This is a genomic window from Kitasatospora fiedleri, from assembly GCF_948472415.1.
In the GTDB taxonomy this organism is placed as follows: domain Bacteria; phylum Actinomycetota; class Actinomycetes; order Streptomycetales; family Streptomycetaceae; genus Kitasatospora; species Kitasatospora fiedleri.
This window is the reverse complement of sequence record NZ_OX419519.1, coordinates 451,099-467,587: the sequence shown is the minus strand read 5'-3', so window position 1 is coordinate 467,587 and position 16,489 is coordinate 451,099. Positions and strand designations below refer to the sequence as shown.

Sequence of the window (16,489 nt, the reverse complement as noted above, 5' to 3'; positions counted from 1 at the left end):
GGCGGCCCCGACTGGTCGAATCACCCCGTGGACGACGACAACGGCAACGGCAACAGCGACAACGACGGCGACGACGACGGAGCCCGCGGCACCCCCGTCGGCCGCCGGGTGGTGCTCGGCCTGCTCGGCCTCGGCGCCGCCGGGGTCGCGGTCGGCCCGTGGCTGCAACGCGCCCAGGACACCCTGAGCCGCAACGACCCGACCGGGCTGAGCGGGTTGCTGCCCGGCGGCGGGTTCCGCTACTACTCGGTGACCGCCTCGGTGCCCGAACGCGGTGAGGCCGACTACACCCTCACCGTCGACGGCCTGGTGGAGCGGCCCACCACCCTGCGGCTGGCCGACCTGCGGGCCCTGCCGCAGCGCCGGATCGTCCACGACGTGCAGTGCGTCACCGGCTGGCGGGTGCCCGCCACCCCGTTCGAGGGCGTCCCGCTGTCCGCGCTGCTGGCGGCCGCCGGAGTGCGGCCGGAGGGCCGCGCGGTGAGTTTCGGCTGCTTCGACGGCGCCTACACCGAGAGTCTGACGCTGGACCAGGCCCGCCGCGACGACGTCCTGGTGGCGCTGCGGATGCAGGACCAGCCGATCGGCCACGCGCACGGCGGCCCGGTCCGCCTGTACGTCGCCCCGATGTACTTCTACAAGTCCGCCAAGTGGCTGTCCTCGATCACCGTCACCGACACCGTCCACCCCGGCTACTGGGAACGGCTCGGCTACGACGTGGACGCCTGGGTCGGCCGATCGAACGGACGCGACGATGCACCCACCGACTGACCGCCGCCCCCGGTTCACCCGCGCCCAGCGCTGGACGCACCGCACCACCGCCGCGCTGATGCTCACCTGCCTGGCCACCGCCGCCTGCCTCTACCTGCCGCCGCTGGCCCAACTCGTCGGCCGCCGGCGCCTGGTGGCCGGGCTGCACGAGTGGTGCGGCCTGCTGCTGCCCGTCCCGCTGCTGCTCTCCCTCGCCTCCCGGGCGATGCGCCGCGACGCCGCCCGCCTCGGCCGCTTCACCGCCGCCGACCGCACCTGGCTGCGCACCGTGCGCCGCCGCCGCCTCGGGCCCCGGCCCGCCGGGAAGTTCAACGCCGGGCAGAAGCTGTACGCGCAGTGGACGCTCGGCACCACCCTGGTCATGCTCGGCACCGGCCTGCTGATGTGGTTCACCGGCCTCGCCCCGGCCGTGTGGCGCACCGGCGCGACCTTCGTCCACGACTGGTTCGCGCTCGCCGTCGCCGTGGTGGTGCTCGGCCACCTGCGGATGGCCCACCAGGACCCGGAGGCCCGGCGCGGCATGCGCACCGGCACCGTCGACCGGGAGTGGGCCGACCGCGAGCACCCGCAGTGGACGGAGCGCGACCGACCCGCCGCCGGCTGACTTACCGTCAAGGGCGGAGCAGCGCCAGGAACGAGCGGCCGTGCGAGACCCAGCGCTCGGCCTGCTCCAGGCCGACCGCCCGGGCGTGCCGCAGGGTGGCGGCGGGCCCGCAGCGGGCCCAGGCGAACGGTGGACCGGCGCCGTCCGGGCCCTCCACCCGGACGTCCGCGACCTCGTCCACCTCCTGCGCCGCGGTCTCCACCAGCAGCAGCCCGCCCGGGGCGAGCAGCGAGCCCGCCCGGGCCAGCAGGGCCGCCGGGTCGCCGCCGATGCCGAGGTTGCCGTCGGCCAGCAGCACGCCGCCCCAACGGCCCTCGGCGGGCAGCCGGTCGAACACCGAACGGCGCAGCACGAGACCGCCCAGCCCCGCGGTGCGCTCCACCGACGCCGCGCAGATGTCCACCCCGAGCGCGGGCACGCCCGCCTCCGACAGCGCCGCCACCAACCGACCCGGCCCGCAGCCCAGGTCCAGCACCGGCGCGGACAGGCCCAGGCAGCGCAGCACCAGCCCGTGGTCCGCCCCGGCCACCGGCGCGCACCAGCGCTCCACCTCCAGGGCCAGCCGCGAACCGTCCGCCCGCCGCAGCCACAACGGCCCCCGCCCGGCCCGCACCGCCCGTCCGAACGGGTCGTCGACCCAGGGCTCGGCGGCGATCCGGGGCGCGGCGGCGTCGACGCCGCGTGCGGGGGAGAGGTCCGCGCCCGCACCCGCCGGGTGGGCGTTCACCGGGCGGCCGGTCCGGGGGCGGTCCCGCACTCCAGCAGTCGGGCGGCGAACCGGGTGCCGGGCGCCAGGGCGGCGACCCGGGCCGCGTCGTCCGGGCCGTCCACGTCCAGCAGCGGCGGCAGCTCGCCGACCGTCAGACCGGCGGCCCGCAGCCGGTCCAGGACGTCCCGGCCGGTGCCGGCGGTCGACATCGGCACGCCGTGCAGCAGCCGGGCCGCGAGGCGGGCGTCCGGGCGGGCCAGGCCGAGGGCCCAGAAACCGCCGTCCTCGGCGGGGCCGAACCAGGCGTCGACGCCCGGACGCCGCGCGGCCGACAGCGGCGCGGCGAGGACGGCCGGGTCCAGCTGCGGGGTGTCCATGCCGACCAGCAGCGCCGGGGCGTGCGGCGCCAGGCGGGCGGCGTGGGCGAAGGCGGCGGCGAGCCGGCGGTCCAGGCCGCCCGCGCACTGCGGCACCACCTCCCAGCCCGGCGGCAGCCACCGGCCCGGCGCCCCGTCCAGGACCAGCAGCCGCCGTCCGGCCGGGACCAGCGACAGCGCGGCCAGGGTGTCGGCGAGGGCCGCCTCGGCCAGCCCGGCGGCCCGCTCGGCGCCGAACGCCGGGATCAGCCGGGTCTTCACCCGGCCCGGCACCGGCGCCTTGGCGATCACCAGCAGGGTCGGCGGCACGGCCGCGAGCACCTTCCGCATGTCGCGCACCGCCTGCCGGGTGCCGCGCACCGTCCCGGTCACCTTCGAACGGCCCGCCCGCGGCCGGTAGTCGACCGGCACCTCGGCGATCCGCATCCCCGCCGCCGACGCCGACAGCACCATCTCCAGCGGGTAGCCCGAGCGCCGGTCACCCAGCCCCAGCGCCAGCAGCCGCTCCCGGCGCGCCGCCCGCATCGGCCCGAGGTCGTGCAGCCCGGCCCCCGTCACCGCGCGCAGCCGCCGGGCCAGCACCAGGTTCGCCCACCGGGCGTGCGGCGGCCACGCCCCGAACGAGACCGGCCGCCGCCGCCCCAGCACCAGATCGGCCGCGCCCGCCGCCACCGGCCCGACCACCCGGGGCAGTTGCGCCGGGTCCAGCGAGCCGTCGCAGTCCAGGAAGCACACCAGCTCGGCGTCGGCCGCCAGCAGCCCGGCGTGACAGGCCGCGCCGAAACCCCGGCGCGGCTCCGCCACCACCGTCGCCCCCAGCGAGGCGGCCAACTCCGCCGAGCCGTCCCGCGAACCGTTGTCGACCACGATCGCCCGCCAGCCGGCCGGCATCCGGCCCAGCACCCAGGGCAGCGCCCGCGCCTCGTCCAGGCAGGGCAGCACCACGTCCACCGAGGACGGGAGCAGAGGAGACGGAAGGAGAGGAGGAGTCACGCCCGCCACGCTAACCACGCCCGCCCCCGCGGCGGCCGAACCACGCCCTTACGGAAGTCGTACGGCGCAGGGGAGCCGCGCGGCGCGGAGCCGCGCGGGACGGCAACCAGCGGGTGGTGCCGGGGAGCCGGTCGGCGTGGAGTCGGCCGGCCGATCCGTTCTGGCGACCCGTTCGGACGATCCGTTCGGACGTTCCGTGCGGGCGGCGGATCTTACGGAACCCGAACGCGGGCCCGGGCCGGGGCCGTCGGCCGGGGAGGGCTCGTATCCTCGGGCGGGTGAACCACGGCCCCGCTCCCGTCCCCGCTCCCGCCGATCCGCCGGAGCCCGCCCGCATCCTGGTCGTCGACGACGACCCGACCGTCGGCGAAGTGGTGGCGGGCTACCTCACCCGGGCCGGGCACCTGGTCGACCGGGCCGAGGACGGGCCGCGCGGGCTCGACCTGGCCGAACGCCACCGGCCCGACCTGCTCGTCCTTGACCTGATGCTGCCCGGCCTGGACGGCCTCGAGGTGCTGCGCCGCCTGCGCGCCCGCCCGGACCGGCCCGACCTGCCGGTGGTGCTGCTCACCGCCAAGGGCGACGAGGCCGACCGCGTCCTCGGGCTCGAACTCGGCGCGGACGACTACGTCACCAAGCCCTTCAGCCCGCGCGAACTCGTGCTGCGCGTCCAGTCGATCCTGCGCCGCGCCCGCACCGCCCCCGCCCCCGCCGCGTCCGGGCCCCTGCGCTCCGGTGACCTGGCGCTCGACCACCGGGCCCGCCGCGCCCACCGGGCCGGGCGCGAACTCCCGCTCACCAGCCGCGAGTTCGACCTCCTCGCGTTCCTGCTCCGGCACCCCGCGACGGTGTTCTCCCGGCAGGAGCTGATGCAGCGGGTCTGGGGCTGGGACTTCGGCGACCTGTCGACCGTCACCGTCCACGTCCGCCGCCTGCGCGAGAAGATCGAGGACGACCCCGGCGCGCCCGCGCTGATCAGCACCGTCTGGGGCGTCGGCTACCGCTACGACCCGGCCGAGCCGACCGGCCCGACGGGCTCGGCCGACCCGACCGACCCGACCGGCCCGACCGGTTCCGTGCGGGGCGGTGCGGCGTGAAGGACCTGCTGCTGATCGCCCTGTTCGCCGCGCTCGGCGCCGCCGCCGCCGGACTGCTCGGCCTGGCCGCGCTGCGCCTGCTGCGCCGCCGCTCGCTGGCGCTCACCCTGTTCGCCGTCGCCGTGGTCAGCGTCCTCGCCGTCACCTCCGGGACGTTCGCGGTCGCCCAGGCGATGTTCCTCTCCCACCACGACCTCGGCGTGGTCGGCACCGTCCTGGCGATGGCCTCGGTGGTCGCGCTGCTCACCGCCGCGCTGCTGGGCCGCCAGGTCACCGCGGGCGGCCGGGCCCTGGCGGTGGCCGCCCGCACCGTCGGCGGCGACGCCGGGTTCACCCCGCCGGACCGGCCGCTGGGCCGGGAACTGGCCGCCGTCAGCGCCGAACTCGCCGCCACCAGCGCCCGGTTGGCCGAATCCCGGGACCGCGAACGGGCCCTGGACGCCTCCCGGCGGGAACTCATCGCCTGGATCTCGCACGACCTGCGCACCCCGCTGGCCGGCCTGCGCGCGATGGCCGAAGCCCTGGAGGACGGCGTCGCCGAACAGCCCGAGCGCTACCTCGCCCGAATCCGCACCGAGGTCGAACGCCTCACCGGCATGGTCGACGACCTGTTCGAACTCTCCCGCATCCAGGCCGGCGCGCTCTCCCTCACCCTCTCCCGGGTCTCGCTGCACGACCTGGTCGACGACGCGCTGGCCGGCGCCCACCCACTCGCCCGGCAGCGCGGCGTACGCCTCGAAGGCCGCCGGGTCGAACCCGCGCCCGTCGAGGCCGACCCCCGGGAGATCACCCGGGTGATCGGCAACCTGCTGGTCAACGCGATCCGCGCCACCCCGCCGGACGGCCTGGTCGCCGTCTCCACCCGCCGGGAGGCCGACGCCGTCGTCCTCGCCGTCACCGACGGCTGCGGCGGCATCCCCGAACCCGACCTCCCCCGGGTCTTCGAGACCGGCTGGCGCGGCACCCCCGCCCGCACCCCCCGCCCCGCCGCCCCGGCACCCCCGACACGGCCGACAGCGGCGCCGGCCTCGGCCTCGCCATCGTCCGCGGCATCGTCGAGGCCCACGACGGCCGGGCCCGGGTACGCAACGTCGACGGCGGCTGCTGCTTCGAGATCAGCCTCCCGACCACCCGCCGCCCCTGACGGCCGAACCGCGCCCCAGCCCCCCGGCCCCGGGGACGGCGGACCCGGTCCGGTCCGGCCCCGCCGGCGCCCGCCCAGCCCCCCGCCCCGCCTCGACCGGCCGTCAGGCCCGTTGCGGGGCGGCCGCGAACTCGGCCACCCCCGCCTCGAACGCCACCCGGGGCCGCCAGCCGAGTTCGGTGCGGAGCCGTCCGGAGTCCGCCGTCACGTGCCGGACGTCGCCCAGCCGGTACTCGCCCGTCACCACCGGGGCCGGGCCGCCGTACGCCGACGCCAGCGCCCGGGCCAGGTCGCCCACCGTCCGGACGTCCCCGCTGCCCACGTTGTACGCCCGCGCGCTGCCCGCCGGCCGGTCGGGGAGGGCGGCCAGGGCCGCCGCGTTGGCCGCCGCCACGTCCGTGACGTGCACGAAGTCGCGCCGCTGGCCGCCGTCCTCGAAGACCCGCGGTGCCTCGCCGCGCGCCAGCGCCGAGCGGAACAGCGAGGCGACCCCCGCGTACGGGGTGTCGCGCGGCATCCCCGGCCCGTACACGTTGTGGTAGCGGAGCGTCAGGACCCGGCCCCCGCAGGCGCGGGCCCAGGCGGAGGCCAGGTGCTCCTGGGCCAGTTTCGTGGCCGCGTACACGTTGCGCGGGTCGGCCGGGGCGTCCTCGCCGACCAGGCCGGGCAGCAGCGGTTCGCCGCACGCCGGGCACGGCGGCTCGAAGCGCCCCGCGTCCAGGTCCGCCGCCCGGCGCGGCCCGGGGCCACCGGCCCGTGCGCCCGCACCGGTACGCGCCCTCGCCGTACACCACCATGGACCGGCGGCCAGCACCAGGTCCCGCACCCCGCGCCGGGCCATCGCCGACAGCAGCACCGCCGTGCCCAGGTCGTTGCACCCGGCGTAGGCGGGGGCGTCGTCCAGGTCCACCCCAGCCCGACCATCGCCGCCTGGTGGCAGACCGCGACACCCCGTCCAGCGCCGCCTCCACCGCCGCCGCGTCCCGCACGTCGCCGTGCCGGAACTCCGCGCCCGCGGGCACCGCCGACGGCAGCCCCGACGGGTGCACCGCCGGCAGCAGCGCGTCCAGCACCCGCACCTCGTGGCCGCCCGCGAGCAGCGCACCCACCACCGCGGAGCCGACGAAACCGGCCCCGCCCGTCACCAGGATTCTCATGCCCCGCGACGCTACCCACGCCCGGCCCGGGAACGGCGCAGGCGGACGGCGACGTCACCGACCGGTAAGGACCGGCGGCCCCCTGCCCGGGGCGCGCGCCGCACCGGCGCCCACCCGAACGGCCCATCATGCGAGGCGCCCGGCCACCCCGTTGGGAAGGGTGGCAGCGACACGGAGCCCTCTCCCCGGGAGTCAGCGATGAGCCAGCACACCCAGTCCGAGCCCGCCCAGCCGAGCGTCGCGGAGGCCAACCGCGCGGTGCTCGGCCGGTTCCCGTTCGACGACACGCGGGACTTCGAGGACGCCAGGCGCGGGTTCCTCGGGACGGCGGCCGACCCGCTGGTCAAGGACGGCGAGCGGACGGTGTGGGACCTTCAGGCGTACGGGTTCCTCGCCCAGGACTGCCCGGACAGCGTGAACCCGAGCCTGTGGCGGCAGAGCCGACTGGTGTCCGACCACGGCCTGTTCGAGGTGGTGGAGGGGATCTACCAGGTGCGCGGCTTCGACCTGTCGAACATGACGATCGTCGAGGGCGAGCGCGGCGTCCTGGTGGTCGACCCGCTGATCTCGGCGCAGACCGCGGCGGCCGGACTGGCGCTGTACCGGGCGCACCGGGGCGACCGTCCGGTGACGGCCGTGCTGTACACGCACAGCCACATCGACCACTTCGGCGGGGTGCGCGGCGTGGTCCCGGACGGCGCGGAGGTCCCGGTCCTCGCGCCGGAGGGCTTCCTGGAACACGCGGTCAGCGAGAACGTGTACGCGGGCACGGCGATGGGCCGGCGGGCGGCGTACATGTACGGTGCGGCACTGCCGAAGGGGCCGCGCGGGCAGGTCGGCGCGGGCCTGGGGCAGACCACCTCGACCGGCGCGGCGGGGCTGATCCCGCCGACCCTGGACATCACCCGGACCGGGCAGGAGGAGGTGGTCGACGGCATCCGGATGGTCTTCCAGCTGACCCCGGGCACCGAGGCCCCGGCCGAGCTGAACATCTTCTTCCCGGACCACGCGGCGCTGTGCATGGCGGAGAACGCCACCCACAACCTGCACAACCTGCTGACCCTGCGCGGCGCGCAGGTGCGCGACCCGCACGTGTGGTCGCGCTACCTGACCGAGGCGATCACCCTGTTCGGCGCGGACGCGCAGGTGGCGTTCGCCTCGCACCACTGGCCGGTGTGGGGCCGCGACCGGGTGATCGCCTTCCTGTCCGAGCAGCGCGACCTGTACGGCTACCTGCACGACCAGACGCTGCGGATGCTCAACACCGGCCTGACCGGCCCGGAGATCGCCGAGCGGATGCAGGTCCCGCCCGCGCTGGAGAAGGCGTGGCACACCCACGGCTACTACGGCTCGGTCAGCCACAACACCAAGGCGATCTACCAGCGCTACCTGGGCTGGTTCGACGGCAACCCGGCCCACCTGTGGCAGCACCCGCCCGTCGAGGCCGCCACCCGGTACGTCGACTTCATGGGCGGGGCGGACGAGGTGCTGCGCCGGGCCCGGGAGTCGTTCGCGGCGGGCGACTACCGGTGGGTGGCCGAGGTGGTCAACCACGTGGTCTTCGCCGACCCGGACGACGCGGACGCCCGCGCCCTCCAGGCCGCCGCCCTCGAACAGCTCGGCTACGGCAGCGAGAACGGCACCTGGCGCAACTTCTACCTGATGGGCGCCCTCGAACTGCGCGACGGCAACGTCGGCACCCCCACCGAGAGCGTCTCCCCGGACATCCTGGCCGCCCTCACCCTCGACCAGCTCTTCGACTCCCTCGCCATCCGGATCGACGGCCCCGGCAGCTGGGACGCCTCGCTCGCGATCCGCTGGAACCTCACCGGCCACGAGGAGCCGATCACGCTGCGCCTGCACAACGGCGTCCTCACCCACACCGCGGGCGAGGGCCCGGCGGTGGCCGCCCCCGACCTCACCGTCACCCTGGACGAGGCCGACCTGCGCGCCGTCCTGCTCGGCACCGCCCGCCTCGACGAGCTCGCCGCCGACGGCCGGGCCCGGGTGACCGGCGACCCGCACACGGTCACCGAACTCCTCCTCGGCCACCTGACCGCCCCCGACCCGGGCTTCGCCGTCGTCACCCCCTGACCGGCCGCGCCCCGACCCCCGTTCCCGGCCGTCAGCCGATCACCTGGAGGGCGACCAGCGCGCCGACCGCGCTCAGCCCCATGAAGATCGGCGACAGCACCTTCACCTCGACCTTGCTGCCGGCCCGGAACCGCATCCCTTCGGCGGGCCGACCGGTACCAGCGCTTGCGGCCGATCGGGATCGGCCACAGGACCGGGCAGCCCGAGACCGTCAGCGCGTCGCCGACGCAGTGCACCAGCGCGCCCAGCATGATCGGCAGGCCGATCCACAGGTACTGCTGCCCCGGCTCGTCGAACAGCCACCGCGCGCCGTGGCCCGGCTCGTCGAGGATGTCCGCCAGCATCCACGCGCTGGTCACCCCGAGCAGCCACACCAGTACGTCGCTGGAGACCCGGGCGTGCCGCCACAGCAGGCCCTCGATGGCCAGCACCATGTGCACGAACAGCACGGCGAGCACGCCCCACCGGCCGCCGTACACCGCGACCGCGGCGGCCACCGCCCCGCACATCACCGCCCACGGCCAGGTGTGCGTCAGCGTCCGGTGGCCGCCGAGCGCCGGGCGTCGCCCTTGCCCCGGGTGGACTTGTAGACCGCGGCCGACAGCTGGTCGATCACCTCGCACAGCCAGCGCGACACCGGACCGAACGCCCGCGATATCGTCGCCGCCTTGTGGTCCAGGTCCGGCGCGAGCGCCGCGCCCGCGGTGATCAGCGCACCGACCAGCAGTACCGGCCAGGGCATCGGCTCGTCCAGCACGGCCGCCACCGCGCCCACCGCCACCCAGGCCGCCGCGCCCGACAGCGCGTGCGCCGGTCCCATCATCGTGACACCACCCTCTCGTTCCGCCAGGGCCGTCCGGCACCTGACGGAGCGTGAGCATAGCCATTCATGATCACGGATGATCACACCGTTGCCGGGGCAGTCGGGGCCGGGGCCGGAGCCGGAGCCGGGGCCGCCGCCGTCCGGGGGGCCGCCGCCGTCCGGGTGGGCCCTCGCCGGACGCCGTGTGGCCGGGGCCCGCGCCGGGAACCCTCGGGCGGTGCTGAGAGAGATCACCGTCCACGTCGACGGGACCACGCGCCGGCTGACCGTCGACACCCGCACCACGCTGCTCGACGCCCTGCGCGAGCGGCTGGGCGTGACCAGCCCGAAGAAGGGCTGCGACCACGGGCAGTGCGGCGCGTGCACGGTGCTGTCCGGCGGGCGCCGGGTGCTGAGCTGCCTCACCCTCGCGGTCACCCAGGACGGCGCCGAGGTGGTCACCGCCGAGGGGCTCGCCGCCCGCGCGCCGGACGCCGAGGGCGGGCTGCACCCCGTGCAGCGGGCGTTCATCGACTGCGACGCCTTCCAGTGCGGCTACTGCACCCCGGGCAGGTGGTCTCCGCGGTCGGCGCGCTCGACGAGTTCGCCCGGGGCTGGCCGAGCGCCGTCACGGACGGTGCCCGGCCGCCGGAACTGGACCGCGCCGAGGTGGCCGAGCGGATGAGCGGCAACCTGTGCCGCTGCGCCGCCTACGTCAACATCGTGCCCGCCGTCCAGCAGGCCGCGGCCGCCCTGCGCACCGGCGGGCGACCGACCGCGGAGGCCGCCGGATGAAGCCCTTCGACTACCTGAGCCCCGGCGACCCGGCGGCGGCCGTCCGCAGCGTCGCCCGGAACCCGGCCGCGGTGTTCCTCGGCGGCGGGACCAACCTGGTCGACCACCTCAAGCTGGGGATCGTCGCCCCCGACCTGGTCGTGCACGTCGCCGACCTGCTGCCCGCCACGGTCGAGGACCTCGACGGGGGCGGCCTGCGGATCGGCGCGGGCGTCAGCAACAGCGCGCTCGCCGCCGACCGCGCGGTGCGCGAACGCTTCCCCGTGCTGTCCCAGGCCCTGCTGTCGGGCGCCTCGGGGCAGCTGCGCAACATGGCCACCACCGGCGGCAACCCGCTGCAACGGACCCGCTGCGCCTACTTCCAGGACGTCACCACCCCCTGCAACAAGCGCGAGCCCGGCTCCGGCTGCTCCGCCCTCGGCGGCTGGACCCGCCACCACGCGATCCTCGGCGCCTCCGAGCACTGCGTCGCGGTCCACCCCTCCGACCTGGCGGTGGCACTGGCCGCGCTCGACGCCCGGGTGCGGGTGCTGGGCCCGGACGGCGAGCGCACCGTCCCCTTCACCGGCCTGCACCGGCTGCCCGCCGACACCCCCGAACGGGACACGGTGCTCGAACACGGCGACCTCGTCACCGCGATCGACCTGCCCGCCCTGCCGCCGGCCGCCGCTCGGCCTACCGCAAGGTCCGCGACCGCGCCTCGTACGCCTTCGCCCTGGTCAGCGTGGCCGCGGCGGGTGGAGGTGCGGGACGGCGTGATCACGGACGCGCGCGTCGCGTTCGGCGGCGTCGCCCACGTGCCCTGGCGGGCCCGCCGGGCCGAGCGGGTGCTGCGCGGCGCCGCGGCGACCGAGGAGTCCTACCGGGCCGCCGCGGACGCCGAACTCGCCGACGCCCGCCCGCTGGAGGGCCTCGACGGCGGCAACGCGTTCAAGATCCCCCTGCTGCGCCGCACCCTCGCCGCCACCCTGCGCGAGCTGGTCGGAGAGGACGCCCGATGACCTCCGTCGACGAATCCGCCGCCATCGGCCGGGCCCTGCCCCGCCGGGACGGCGCCGCCAAGGTGCGCGGCACCGCGGCCTACGCCGCCGAGGCCCCGGTGGCGGACGCCGCCCACGCGCACCCCGTCCAGGCCGCCGTCGCCCGGGCCGGATCACCGGGCTGGACACCGCCGCCGCCGAGGCGCTCGACGGCGTGCTCGCGGTGCTCACCCCCGACCGCGCCGAACGGCTGGCCGACACCGGGAACCGCGAGCTGGCGGCCCTCCAGGACCGGGAGGTCGCCTTCCGGGGCCAGGTCGTCGCCCTGGTGGTCGCCGACAGCTCCGAGACGGCCCGGCACGCCGCCGCCCTGGTCCGGGTGGAGTACGACCGGCAGGAGCACGACAGCGAGCTGCGGGCCGACCGCGACGACCTGTACGCGCCCGAGAAGGTCAACCCGGACTTCCCCACCGACACCGTCGAGGGCGACGTCGCGGCGGCCGTGGCGGCGGCGGAGGTGACGGTCGAGCGGACGTACACCACCGCGATGTACCACAACAACCCGATGGAGCCGCACGCCACCACGGCCCGCTGGGACCAGGCCGAGGGCTTCCTCACCCTGTGGGACTCCACCCAGGGCGTCCACCCCGCCCGGACCGCGCTGGCGGCCGTGTTCGGCCTGGACGAGGCGAAGGTCCGGGTGATCTGCCCGTACGTCGGGGGCGGCTTCGGCTCGAAGGGCGAGCCGCACGTCAACACGGTGCTGGCCGCGATGGCCGCGCGCGCCGTCCCCGGTCGGCCGGTGCGGCTGGTGCTGACCCGGCAGCAGATGTTCGCGCTGGCCGGCTACCGCACCCCCACCATCCAGCGCTGCGTGCTGGCCGCCGACCGCGACGGCAGGCTGACCGCCCTCGCCGTCGACGTGGTCGAACAGACCTCCCGGATCAAGGAGTTCGCCGAGCAGACCGGCGTGCCCCCGGATGATGTACGCCGCCGCCAACCGGCGCACCACCCACCGGCTGGCCGCCCTGGACGTCCCGGTGCCGTCCTGGATGCGCGCCCCGGGGTGTGCCCCGGCATGTTCGGGCCCGAGGTGGCGCTGGACGAACTGGCCGAGCGCCTCGGTCTCGACCCGATCGAGCTGCGGGTCCGCAACGAGCCCGGCACCGACCCCGACACCGGCAAGCCCTTCTCCAGCCGCAACCTGGTCGGCTGCCTGCGCGAGGGCGCGGCCCGCTTCGGCTGGGCCGGGCGCGACCGCGCGCCCGGGGTGCGCCGCAGCGGCGACTGGCTGGTCGGCACCGGCGTCGCCGCCTCCACCTACCCCGTGCACCTGATGCCGGAGTCGACGGCGACGATCCGGCGGGAGGGCGACCGGTACGTCGCCGAGATCGGCGCGGCCGACCTCGGCACCGGCACCTGGACCACGCTGGCGCAGATCGCCGCGGACGCGCTCGGCGTCCCGGTCGAGCGGGTGGCGGTGCGGATCGGCGACACCGCCTACCCGATGGCGACGGTGGCCGGCCGGCTCCTCGGGCACGGCGACCTGGGGCTCGGCCGTGGTCGAGGCCGCCCGCGCCTTCCGGGCCCGGTACGGGGCCGAGCCGCCGGAGCGGGCCGAGGCGTCCGGCTCGGTCCGGCCGGGGTCCGACCGCTGGGCGATGCACGCCTTCGGCGCCCAGTTCGCCGAGGCGCGGGTCCACCTGGACACCGGCGAGGTCCGGGTGCCGCGCCTGCTCGGCGTGTTCGCCGCGGGCCGGATCGTCAACCCGCGCACGGCCCGCTCGCAGTTCGTCGGCGGCATGACCATGGACTGTCCATGGCGCTGCACGAGAACAGCGTGCTCGACCCCCGCACCGGCCACGTCGTCAACCACGACCTCGCCGGCTACCACATCGCGGCCCACGCGGACGTCACCGAGGTCGAGGCCCACTGGCTCGACGAGCACGACCCGCACGTCAACGTGCTGGGGACCAAGGGCATCGGCGAGATCGGCATCGTCGGCACCGCCGCCGCGGTGTCGAACGCGGTGTGGCACGCCTGCGGGGCGCGGGTGCGGGACCTGCCCGTCACGCTGGACAAGGTGCTGCCCGCCCTGGAGGAGCGGCCCGGGCGGTGAGGCCGGGGCCGCCCGGCCGGGGCTCGGGCCCTCAGCCGGCGCCGTGCGCCTCCACCAGGGCCAGGAAGACCGACAGGTTCGGGACGCTCTTCGCCATCGCGCGGGCCCAGGGGGAGGGCTCGTCGTCCCGCACCACCCGGACGGCGCCGCCGCCGAGCTCGACCCGCCCCAGCCGGTCCCAGGGAGCAGCTGCCGCTGGTGGGTGATGCCCGCGCCGGAGAGGTCGAACGGGCCGAAGTCCAGTACCTCGCCCGCGCGCAGCGCCTCCTGCGCCCCGGGGCCCTGGGCCCGCAGGACCGCGTGCTGCATGGCCCGGGCCCAGACCGCCGGGGTCCGGTAGAAGTCGGTGACCGTCACGCCGGTGCCCCGGGCCCGCAGCAGGCAGGTGTAGCGGACCGGGCCCGGTATCCCGTTGATGATCTTCTGGGTCTGCTCCTCGTGCAGCCGGACCTCGTCCCACCGCAGGGCCACCGGCCGCCGGGCCGGTCTCCTGGTCGACGATCAGGCCGTGCTCGAACAGGTGCAGCCGCTTCGCCGCCTGCCGGGGGTTGAAGTCCGGCTGGCGGCGCAGCGACACGTAGTAGAAGACCACGGCCGGCACCACGAAGAGGAAGAGCAGGACGGCCAGGGTCAGGTAGAACGAGACCTTCAGCAGCACCCCGTACCGCTGGGGCTCGAAGGTGGCGGTCGGGGCGCCCAGCCCGTGCCGCGCCGCCAGTTCGGCGTGGGGGGGGAGAGGGGCGCGGGGGGAGCTGTCGCTGGCATGGGCCTCAACTTCGTCCGTGGGAAGGGATCGCCGCCGGCGCGTGCACCGGTGGTGCCCGTAGTCTTCCCCACCCCACCCACACCGGCCGCAGGGGTGCGCGGAACTGACGTCGGGTCAGTGTCCGGGCGCGCGGCGGGCCTTCACCCGTTCGGGTCCGCGGCGCGGTGTGTTGGCGCCGGGGGGCCGCGGTCGTGCGGTTGGCTGGTGCCCGCACCGGTCGCCGTCCCGCCCCGGCGCCGCACGGGCGCCGGGCCGACCGTTCCGGACCTCCGACCGGTGGGCCCGGTCGTCCGATCGGTGCCACCGGCCGCAGGACCGCCGAACCCGTCCCGGCGACGAGGGCCGGTCCGCCCGGCGCCCGTTCGACCTCCTCGCCCCCTGACCGGCCCGGAGCCCGACGGGCCCGGGCCGCGCCACCCGACGCGTCCACCGCCGGAGCCCGTCCGGCCCGTTCCGAAGGAGACCCGCCATGACCGATCCCGCACCCCAGGACCCGCTGCCCGCCGAGGACGACGGGGTCCTCGACCCGGCAGACTCGCTGGAGGACGACGACCTGGACGACGACCCGCTGGACACGGGCATCGCCACGGCCGACGGCTACCGCGGCGCCACCGGGTACGGGACCACCGCGGCGGAGGCCGAGGCGGGCGAGTCCCTGGACCGGCTGCTCGCGGAGGAGGAGCCGGACGCGCCGGCCCCCGACGTCGACGACCGCTGGCCGTCCGGCCCGGGCCCGCGGGCCGGACGGCTGGTGGAGGAGGACACCGACCTGTTCGCCGAGGACGCCGGGACGGACGGCGGCGCGGCCGGGGCCGAGGAGGCGGCCGTCCACCTGACCGACCAGGAGGAGGACGAGGCCGCGGAGTTCGACGACGCCGACGACTCCGAACCGCTGTCCGACGCGCTCCGGTTCACCGCGGCGGACGACCTGCGCGACGCCGACCCGGACGCCGGGGACGACTACCGCTGACGCCCCGTCCGGCCCGCGCCGCCCGCGCCGCTCGCCACCCATCGGGCTGCCGACCGTCCGTGGCGCCCCGGCCAGCCGCCGCCGTCGACTCCCGTCCCGACCACGGGCGTGCGGTGGGCCATCCGGGTGGGGTGCCGGGGAATCGTGGCCTGCCGGTCCGGTTCCAGCCGAGGGAGGAGCTAAAGAGGGCTGAAAGTACTGCGATGAAAGGGTCGGATGATGAAACGGTTGATGCCGGTCGGCTGTGCGTTGACGGGCGTGGCGGTGGGTGTCTCGGTGCTGTGCGGCACGGGTGCCGCCACGGCGGCCGACGCGACGGGGAGCACCACCTCGGCGGGTTGCGGCCTGGCGCGCGCGTGGGCGGCCGCGCTGAGCGGTGACGACTCCGGCGCGCGGCTGTGGCAGGCCCAGTGGCCGCAGGCGGTCGGGGTGCCGCAGGAGAGGGGGCCGTTCGACGGGAGCGTCTCGGTGGGCCGATCGAGTCGGTCCGGCCTGGCCGACCTGGTCGGGATCTCCCCGTTCGCCGGTCCGGACGGCTTCCCCGGCGTCGTGTCGCTGCCCGGCGTGAGCGCGGACGCGGTGCCGACCGCGGCGGCCGACGGCCGGGACATGGCGGTGCGCACCACCGCGAGCGGAACGCTGGGGGCGCGACCCGGCCCGGACGGCTGCCGGTTGGAGGCATCGGTGCAGGCGCGGACGCTGGGGCTGTCGGTTCCGGCCGCGGTGCCCGGCGCGGACCCGTTCGCGACGGCCGGTTCGGCCGCCGTGGAGGTGCGGCTGTCGGGGCTGCGCGTCTCGGTGGTGGCCGAGGCGGGCCGCGCACCCGAGTTCGCGATGGCGATCAGCGGCGGAACGGTCCGCTACGGCGGCATCGAGGTGGCGAGCATCCCGCAGAACCCGGCTCCGGGGACGCGGATCAGGATTCCGCGGACGTCACGCGGCCGATGGTCGCGGAGGTCGTCCTCAACGAGCGGAACGCACCCGTCACGGCTCCGCCGCTCCCGGGCCGCGAGGGCACGCCCGCCGTGGAGCCCGCCCTCGCGGCGGTGGCGAGCCCGACGGCGACCGGCCCGAGCAGCCCGAGCAGCCCGACCGGCCTGAGCAGCCCGAC

Annotated in this window: 8 protein-coding genes and 7 pseudogenes; 10 read left to right on the top strand and 5 right to left on the bottom strand. The window is 76.7% G+C overall.

Annotated features, from left to right (window positions below):
• Window positions 1-27 precede the first annotated feature (27 nt).
• Complete coding sequence (locus QMQ26_RS02515; protein ID WP_282204605.1) at window positions 28-771, top strand: molybdopterin-dependent oxidoreductase; 744 nt, start codon at window positions 28-30, stop codon at window positions 769-771.
• Complete coding sequence (locus QMQ26_RS02510) at window positions 755-1,375, top strand: cytochrome b/b6 domain-containing protein (RefSeq protein WP_282204604.1); 621 nt, start codon at window positions 755-757, stop codon at window positions 1,373-1,375. The genes QMQ26_RS02515 and QMQ26_RS02510 overlap by 17 nt, the downstream gene beginning before the upstream one ends.
• A 7-nt stretch (window positions 1,376-1,382) precedes the next feature.
• Here the strand turns inward: QMQ26_RS02510 and QMQ26_RS02505 are convergent, their stop codons facing one another.
• From QMQ26_RS02505 to QMQ26_RS02495, 3 genes and pseudogenes are all read right to left on the bottom strand, one after another.
• The gene (locus QMQ26_RS02505; protein WP_282204603.1) at window positions 1,383-2,102 is read right to left on the bottom strand and encodes a class I SAM-dependent methyltransferase; all 720 of its coding nucleotides are present in this window, start codon (window positions 2,100-2,102) and stop codon (window positions 1,383-1,385) included.
• A complete protein-coding gene (locus QMQ26_RS02500; protein ID WP_404814146.1) occupies window positions 2,099-2,557 on the bottom strand; it encodes a TIGR04282 family arsenosugar biosynthesis glycosyltransferase in 459 nt (152 codons plus the stop codon). Before QMQ26_RS02500 ends, QMQ26_RS02505 begins: the two co-directional genes overlap by 4 nt.
• Window positions 2,558-2,725: 168 nt before the next feature.
• A pseudogene (locus QMQ26_RS02495) lies at window positions 2,726-3,352 on the bottom strand (glycosyltransferase family 2 protein); the annotation flags it as partial.
• Window positions 3,353-3,732: 380 nt separating this feature from the next.
• Here QMQ26_RS02495 and QMQ26_RS02490 point away from each other — a divergent pair.
• Together QMQ26_RS02490 and QMQ26_RS02485 are read left to right on the top strand one after the other, a co-directional pair.
• Window positions 3,733-4,551 carry a response regulator transcription factor gene (locus QMQ26_RS02490; RefSeq protein ID WP_282204602.1) on the top strand — a complete coding sequence of 273 codons (819 nt, stop codon included), beginning with the start codon at window positions 3,733-3,735 and terminating at the stop codon, window positions 4,549-4,551.
• Window positions 4,548-5,695, top strand: a pseudogene (locus QMQ26_RS02485) (sensor histidine kinase). Before QMQ26_RS02490 ends, QMQ26_RS02485 begins: the two are co-directional and overlap by 4 nt.
• A gap of 103 nt (window positions 5,696-5,798) precedes the next feature.
• Here QMQ26_RS02485 and QMQ26_RS02480 read toward each other — a convergent pair.
• Window positions 5,799-6,852 (bottom strand): annotated as a pseudogene (locus QMQ26_RS02480) (NAD-dependent epimerase/dehydratase family protein).
• Window positions 6,853-7,050: 198 nt separating this feature from the next.
• Between QMQ26_RS02480 and QMQ26_RS02475 the strand changes: the two are divergent.
• Complete coding sequence (locus tag QMQ26_RS02475) at window positions 7,051-8,946, top strand: alkyl/aryl-sulfatase (RefSeq protein WP_282204601.1); 1,896 nt, start codon at window positions 7,051-7,053, stop codon at window positions 8,944-8,946.
• A gap of 31 nt (window positions 8,947-8,977) precedes the next feature.
• Here the strand turns inward: QMQ26_RS02475 and QMQ26_RS02470 are convergent.
• Window positions 8,978-9,769: pseudogene (locus QMQ26_RS02470) on the bottom strand (metal-dependent hydrolase).
• 217 nt (window positions 9,770-9,986) lie between these two features.
• On the opposite strand from QMQ26_RS02470, the pseudogene QMQ26_RS02465 reads away from it, so the two are divergent.
• From QMQ26_RS02465 to QMQ26_RS02440, 5 genes and pseudogenes are all read left to right on the top strand, one after another.
• Window positions 9,987-10,543, top strand: a pseudogene (locus QMQ26_RS02465) ((2Fe-2S)-binding protein).
• Window positions 10,540-11,544: pseudogene (locus QMQ26_RS02460) on the top strand (FAD binding domain-containing protein). Before QMQ26_RS02465 ends, QMQ26_RS02460 begins: the two co-directional pseudogenes overlap by 4 nt.
• Window positions 11,541-13,642: pseudogene (locus QMQ26_RS37175) on the top strand (xanthine dehydrogenase family protein molybdopterin-binding subunit). The pseudogenes QMQ26_RS02460 and QMQ26_RS37175 overlap by 4 nt, the downstream one beginning before the upstream one ends.
• A 1,235-nt stretch (window positions 13,643-14,877) precedes the next feature.
• Window positions 14,878-15,378, top strand: a complete 501-nt coding sequence (locus QMQ26_RS02445) for a DUF5709 domain-containing protein (RefSeq protein WP_282204600.1) — start codon at window positions 14,878-14,880, stop codon at window positions 15,376-15,378.
• Window positions 15,379-15,609: 231 nt separating this feature from the next.
• Window positions 15,610-16,479, top strand: coding sequence for a hypothetical protein (locus tag QMQ26_RS02440; RefSeq protein ID WP_282204599.1), 870 nt, complete (start codon window positions 15,610-15,612; stop codon window positions 16,477-16,479).
• Window positions 16,480-16,489: the final 10 nt, after the last annotated feature.

Coding starts and splice junctions, on each gene's coding strand:
- QMQ26_RS02510 (WP_282204604.1), top strand. CDS start 755: ATGCACCCACCGACTGACCGCCGCCCCCGGTTCACCCGCGCCCAGCGC.
- QMQ26_RS02475 (WP_282204601.1), top strand. CDS start 7,051: ATGAGCCAGCACACCCAGTCCGAGCCCGCCCAGCCGAGCGTCGCGGAG.
- QMQ26_RS02445 (WP_282204600.1), top strand. CDS start 14,878: ATGACCGATCCCGCACCCCAGGACCCGCTGCCCGCCGAGGACGACGGG.
- QMQ26_RS02440 (WP_282204599.1), top strand. CDS start 15,610: ATGCCGGTCGGCTGTGCGTTGACGGGCGTGGCGGTGGGTGTCTCGGTG.